The organism is Gordonia sp. (in: high G+C Gram-positive bacteria), assembly GCF_049299075.1.
Taxonomy (GTDB): Bacteria; Actinomycetota; Actinomycetes; order Mycobacteriales; family Mycobacteriaceae; genus Gordonia.
The window spans coordinates 1-6140 of the sequence record NZ_JBAQWU010000240.1; the positions used below are offsets into that span (position 1 = coordinate 1).

Genomic DNA, 6140 nt, shown 5'->3' on the forward strand with positions numbered 1-6140 from the left:
TGCCCGAGCGGCGAGGCGTGCAGGCGGTCCGGCGCCCACGAGCGCAGGTCGGCCAGCACTGGCGCGGAGTGCAGGTCCACGAGCACGAAGCCGTAGCGCTCGGCGAAGCCTCGCATCATGTCGTTGAGGGCGAGCAGCTTGGTCTCCAACCTGCGGCCCAGCGGGATGGTCGCGGTGACGTCTGGGAACGTCGAGATCACCACGGTGGCGCCGGTGTCGGCCAGTTGCCGGTAGACGTCGTCGAGGTCGCCTTCGACCCGCGCCATATCGGAGCTGCCGATCACGTCGTTCATGCCCAGCGGTGCGGTGATCAAATCCGGCGCCATCGCGAGGGCTCGGGGCAGCTGTTCTTCACGTGCCTGCCGGGTGTTCTTGCCGCGTACGGCGAGGTTGGCGTACTGCACGTTGGGGTTGTGTTCGGCGAGCAGTTCGGCGAGCCGATCGGCCCATCCCCGGAACTCGTAGCGGGGATCCGGATCGCACAATCCCTCGGTCTGACTGTCGCCGAGTGCCACGAAACGGGAGTACTGCACGCCTCTGATGATAGGTAAGTGCCGCCGACGTCACCGCGAACAACACCCTGTTCGGAAGGTGGAAATGCGTCACCGATCCGCATTGTTTTGTACAAATCAATCAAAATGTATAGACATCGGACGCAGCTAACCGTAGTGTCAATCTCACTTCGCAGGACCAGGAGTGAGGAGAAGTCGACATGACCCAAGTGTCAGCCCCCGGCCAGACCGGGGCCCATGAACCGGTAGACAACGCCCAGGGGACCAACGAGCAGGTGGCCGATGAGCGCGCCGTCGGTGCCGTTGCCCCGCCGGTGCCGCCGCTGCAGTGGCGCGACAAGAAGCGCTACCTGTGGCTACTCGGCCTGATTCCGCCGACCGCCGTGTTCCTCGCCACCGGCTTCATCGTGCTGGGCAACTGGGTCGGGCACCAGCTCGATTGGGCGTGGATGCAGCACGCGACCCCGATCTGGTGGTGGATTGGCCCGATCCTGATTTACGGGCTGCTGCCGATCCTGGATCGTTTCTTCGGGCCCGATGGCCAGAACCCGCCCGATGAGTTGATCGAACAGCTCGAGAACGACAAGTACTACCGCTACTGCACCTACGCGTACATTCCGTTCCAGCTCGTGAGCCTGGTGATTGCGGCCTATCTCTGGACGGCCGGCCCTGGTGGACGCTTCGGTGATTTGAGCTGGATGGGTATCGACAGCGGCTCGCTGAGCCTGATCTCCAAGATCGGTCTCGCAATCTCGATCGGCGCCATGGGTGGCATCGGCATCAACACCGCGCACGAGCTCGGCCACAAAAAGGTTTCGATGGAGCGATGGCTCTCCAAAGTGACGCTCGCGCAGACCGCCTACGGGCACTTCTACATCGAGCACAACCGCGGCCACCACGTACGCGTCGCTACCCCGGAGGATCCGGCCAGCTCACGATTCGGCGAGACCTTCTGGGGCTTCCTGCCGCGCAGCGTCTTCGGAAGCCTGAAGTCGGCGTGGGAACTGGAAGCCAACCGCATGAAGCGGCTCGACCGCCCGGTCTTTCACCCGAGCAACGACGTCCTCAACGCCTGGGTCATGACGGTCGTGCTCTGGGGGGCGCTCGCTGGCCTCTTCGGCTGGCAGGTACTGCCGTTCCTGGTGATCCAGGCGATCTATGGATTCTCGCTCCTGGAAGCCGTGAACTACCTCGAGCATTACGGCCTGCTGCGGCAGCAGAACAAACGCGGCCGGTACGAGCGCTGCACCCCGGAGCACAGCTGGAACTCCGACCACATCGCGACCAACATCTTCCTGTACCACCTGCAGCGGCACAGCGATCACCACGCGAATCCCACGCGCCGATACCAGACATTGCGGAGCTTTTCCGAGGCGCCGAGTCTGCCCAGCGGTTACGCCAGCATGATCTCGTTGACCTACTTCCCGCCGCTCTGGCGCAAGATCATGGACAAGCGCGTGATCGAGCACTACGACGGCGACCTGACGCGGGCCAACCTGCAGCCGGGCCAGGAGGCCAAGCTGCTCGCGAAGTACGGGCAGGCGCCTCGGGGTGCCAGCGACGGTGAGCGACCCGCGCGAGAGCCGCGGCCGACGCCGGTCGTCGCACGCGACACCCGGAACGACGAGGCGGCGAACACCGAGGCGGCGCTCGCCTACTGCTGCCCCAACTGCGAGTATGTCTACCGCGTCGCGCAGGGTGCGCCGCGCGAGGGCTTCGGGGCCGGCACGCCCTGGTCCGCGATCTCCGACGACTGGGCCTGCCCCGACTGCGGGGTTCGGGAAAAGATCGACTTCGTCGTGATCGGAGCATGAGATGACCGCCGTCAACCATTACAAGCTCTTCCGTTGCGTGCAGTGCGGCTTCGAGTACGACGAGGCACTGGGCTGGCCCGACGAGGACATCGCCCCCGGCACTCGGTGGGACCAGATCCCCGACGACTGGAGCTGCCCGGACTGTGGCGCGGCCAAGGCCGACTTCGAGATGGTCGAGGTGTCGCGGGCATGAGCAGTCAGACCGGGGCTGCGTCCGGGGTCGTGATCATTGGCGCTGGCGCGGCCGGGGCGACCGCTGCTCAGACGTTGCGCGGCGAGGGGTATACCGGCGAGGTCACGATCATCGGCGCCGAGGCTGGACTGCCGTTTCGGCGCACCGCGCTCAGCAAGGATCTGCTCACCGCCGATCTGAGTCAGCAGCGGATCGCCCTGCAGAAGCAGCAGTACTGGAGTGACAAGGATATCGAGATCCGCAGCGCCGCAACGGTCCTGGGCTTCGATCCGGAGGCACGCACCGTCAGCTTGTCCGACGGCACGGAACTCTCCTACGCTGCGCTGATCCTGGCGACTGGCGGCCAGCCGATCCGTCCGGACTGGCTCGACGACGACGTGCCGACGCTGCGCACGGTGGCCGATGCGGAGCGGATTCGTGCCGCGATCGCCCAGTCCGGTTCGCTGACGGTGATCGGCGGCGGGCTGATCGGGCTGGAACTCGCCGCCTCGGCGGCGGCGGCCGGACATCGCGTCACCGTCCTAGAAGCAGGTGATCGCCTGATGAGTCGCGTTGTGCCGCGGGAGGTTTCGGTGTTCTTGGCTGACCTTCACCGCCAACACGGTGTGGACGTGCGGCTCGATGGCCGTGTCGTTCGCGCTAGCGCCGCGGGTGTGGAGCTGCACGACGGTGAGCAGATCGGCGGCACCGTCGTCGCGGCCTTGGGCATGGCGCCCGATGTTGCGCTCGCCGAGGTGGCCGGCGCCGACGCGGGGCGCGGTGGGATCGTCGTCGATCCGTCGCTGCGGACCTCGCTGGCCGGGGTCTACGCCGCGGGAGACGTTGCCGCAGTGCCCGATCCGCGCACCGGTGAACCCGCGCGCGGCGAGCACTGGTTCGCGGCGGTGGACCAGGGTGCGGCCGCAGCCCGCACCGTGCTCGCTGACCTGGCCGGTGCTCGAGCGCCGGTGTTCGCCGAGGTGCCGCGGGCATGGACCATCCAGTACGGCGTCAACTTCCAGCTGGTCGGCTGGCCAGCGGCGGGTGGAGACGTGACCGTCGACGGCATCCTGACAGCTCAGGCACAGGACGGGCCGGCGGCGACGGTCCTCGTTTCCGGGCCAGAAGGGCTGCGGGGCGCGGTGACCGTCGGGCGGGCGGCGGCCGCCCGGGAACTGCGCGCGCAGCTGGGCGCGAACGTGGGCGCGGCGGTGTGAGCCTCCCCGTCCTTGCCCGCGCCGCGACCACCCGTGCCGCGGCTATCCTGGGCACGGTGAGTGCCCCGACGTCGTACGCCCAGGCGAGCAAACTGCTGCTGCGCAATTCACTGCTCGACGCCGTCCGGGAGCTACTCTCCGAGCGCGACTGGTCCAAGGTGACGATGGCCGACGTCGCCCGGCAGACCGGGGTGAGTCGGCAGACGGTCTACAACGAGTTCGGGTCGCGGCACGGACTGGCCCAGGCGTACGCGCTGCGGCTGGTCGAGCAGTTCACCGGCCAGATCGGCTCGGCGATTTCCGCCAACGTCGACGATCTGGACCGGGCCCTGGTCGACGGGTTCGACCGCTTCTTCGCCAGTGCCGCAGCCGATCCGATGATCGCCTCGCTGCTGTCGGGGGAGGCGAACTCCGATCTGCATCGGCTGATCACCACGGACGCCGCTCCGCTGATCACCGCCGCGAAGGCGCGGCTCTGCGACATCGTCGTCGGTTCGTGGATCGGACTGCCGCCGGACAAGGCCGAGCCGATCGCCGGCGCGGTGGCCCGGATGGCGCTCAGTTACGTGGCAATGCCCCCGGAGGTACCGGCCCCGCAGGTGGCCGCCAATCTGGCCGCGCTCTTCGCCCCCGCCATCCGCGAAGCGGCCGGGTAGCGGTCTTTCCGTCGTAAGGTGACTGCAGTCGCCGGACGGCAAGGAGAAGAAGTGGCCCACAGCATCGACTCGGCTGCGCCCGCGCTTCCGCCCCTGCGGCCCGGTCCGTGGCAGCGGCGGATGGACGTCATCGTCGTGGTCGCGACGTTCGGCGGTCTGCTCTTCGGCTACGACACCGGCGTCCTAAACGGCGCGCTGGAACCGATGAAGTTCGAGTTCGGCCTGTCCGCCGCCACCGAAGGACTGGTCGTCAGCATCCTGCTGATCGGTGCGGCCCTCGGTGCGCTCGCAGCCGGACGGCTGGCAGACAGGTTCGGGCGCAGGCGGACGCTGGTGTATCTGGCGGTCGTCTTCTTCCTCGGCACCCTGGGTAGCGTCATCGCCCCGAGCCTGGCCGTGATGCTGCCGTCGCGATTCGTCCTCGGTTTGGCGGTGGGCGGGGCCTCGGTCGTCGTGCCGATCTATCTCTCTGAACTGGCGCCGACGGAACGACGCGGTGCCCTCGGCGGCCGCAACGAGCTCGCCATTGTCGCAGGGCAACTCGCCGCCTTCGCCGTCAACGCGATCATCGCGGCGATCTGGCCGCCGGCCACCGCCGAAAACCCCGCCGGCCACGAGGGCGTCTGGCGACTGATGCTGGCGATCTGCGCGATTCCCGCGGTCTGCCTCTTTGTCGGCATGCTGAAGATGCCGGAGTCGCCGCGCTGGTACATCCGCCAGGGCCGGTATGACGATGCGCTCGCCGTCCTCGACCAGGTGCGCGGCCCCGAGCGCGCCCGCGCCGAACTCGCCGAACTGGCGGACCTCGCCCGCAGCGAAGAGAAGCAGCGCACGGCGTCGTGGGGCGACCTCGGAATCGGGTGGGTACGCCGATTGCTGCTGGCCGCCATTATCCTCGCCGTCGGCCAGCAGGCGACCGGCGTGAACTCGGTGATGATCTACGGAACGCAGATGCTTCAGACCGCTGGTTTCAGCGGCGCGGCGGCGCCCATCGCCAATGTCTTCGTCGGATCAGCCGCGGTGGTCGGCAGCATCTTCTGCCTGTTCTATCTGATCGACCGCGTCCCGCGCCGCACCCTGCTCCTGACCGGGATGACCCTGGTGATGTGCTGCCACGCTGCGATCGTGGCGGTGACCCTGCTCCTGCCGGACGGCAGTACCGCGCAGACCTACGCGATCCTGGTCCTGCTCGCCCTGTTCATCCTCGTCCAGCAGACGACGATGAACGTCACCACGTGGGTCTGTCTCTCCGAACTGTTCCCGCTGTGGTTGCGCGGCTTCGGCATGGGGGCCGCGGCCTTGGTGTTGTGGCTGGCCAACGCGGCCGTCGGCCAGGCGGTGCCCTGGCTCGTTCAGGAGGGCGGCCTGACCGGCACCTACGGAACCTTCCTGGTGACCACCGCGATCTTCGGCTTCTTGATGTACAAGACACTGCCGAATACGAGCGGCCGGTCTCTGGAGCAATTGGAGAAGTCGTTTGCCGCCGGTGATTTTCGGTGACCTCGGCGTTCGACGTCCTGACGATCGGCCGGATCGGCGTCGACCTCTACCCGCAGCAGGTTGGGGTGGGGCTCGAGGACGTCGAGAGCTTCGGTAAGTCGCTGGGTGGGACGGCGGCCAATGTTGCGGTCGCCGCGGCCCGGCACGGCCTGCGCTCCGCGGTCATCACGGCGACCGGCGACGATCCGTTCGGTCGGTACTTGGTCCGGGAACTGGTCGGGTACGGTGTCGACCCGCACTATGTCGGCACCGTACCCGGTGTGCACACC

At 67.7% G+C, this 6140-nt stretch carries 7 protein-coding genes; 6 read left to right on the top strand and 1 reads right to left on the bottom strand.

Annotated features, from left to right (window positions below):
• Positions 1-533 (bottom strand): SGNH/GDSL hydrolase family protein (locus WAW85_RS07525; protein ID WP_422559005.1); only part of this gene is annotated, 533 nt, incomplete at its 3' end.
• Between the two features lie 179 nt (positions 534-712).
• Here WAW85_RS07525 and WAW85_RS07530 point away from each other — a divergent pair.
• The 6 genes from WAW85_RS07530 to WAW85_RS07555 all read left to right on the top strand — a co-directional run.
• Positions 713-2326: a fatty acid desaturase gene (locus tag WAW85_RS07530; protein ID WP_422559006.1), complete on the top strand. Its 1614-nt coding sequence runs from the start codon at positions 713-715 to the stop codon at positions 2324-2326.
• Position 2327: 1 nt separating this feature from the next.
• Positions 2328-2519, top strand: coding sequence for a rubredoxin (locus WAW85_RS07535; RefSeq protein ID WP_422559007.1), 192 nt, complete (start codon positions 2328-2330; stop codon positions 2517-2519).
• Positions 2516-3715, top strand: coding sequence for an NAD(P)/FAD-dependent oxidoreductase (locus tag WAW85_RS07540; protein WP_422559008.1), 1200 nt, complete (start codon positions 2516-2518; stop codon positions 3713-3715). The genes WAW85_RS07535 and WAW85_RS07540 overlap by 4 nt, the downstream gene beginning before the upstream one ends.
• Entirely contained in the window at positions 3712-4371 is a 660-nt protein-coding gene (locus WAW85_RS07545) for a TetR/AcrR family transcriptional regulator (RefSeq protein WP_422559009.1), read from the top strand. The genes WAW85_RS07540 and WAW85_RS07545 overlap by 4 nt, the downstream gene beginning before the upstream one ends.
• Positions 4372-4491: 120 nt before the next feature.
• Positions 4492-5871, top strand: coding sequence for a sugar porter family MFS transporter (locus tag WAW85_RS07550; protein WP_422559011.1), 1380 nt, complete (start codon positions 4492-4494; stop codon positions 5869-5871).
• Positions 5868-6140, top strand: a 273-nt coding sequence (locus tag WAW85_RS07555; RefSeq protein ID WP_422559010.1) for a PfkB family carbohydrate kinase, incomplete at its 3' end; no start/stop codon positions are given. The genes WAW85_RS07550 and WAW85_RS07555, both read left to right, overlap by 4 nt.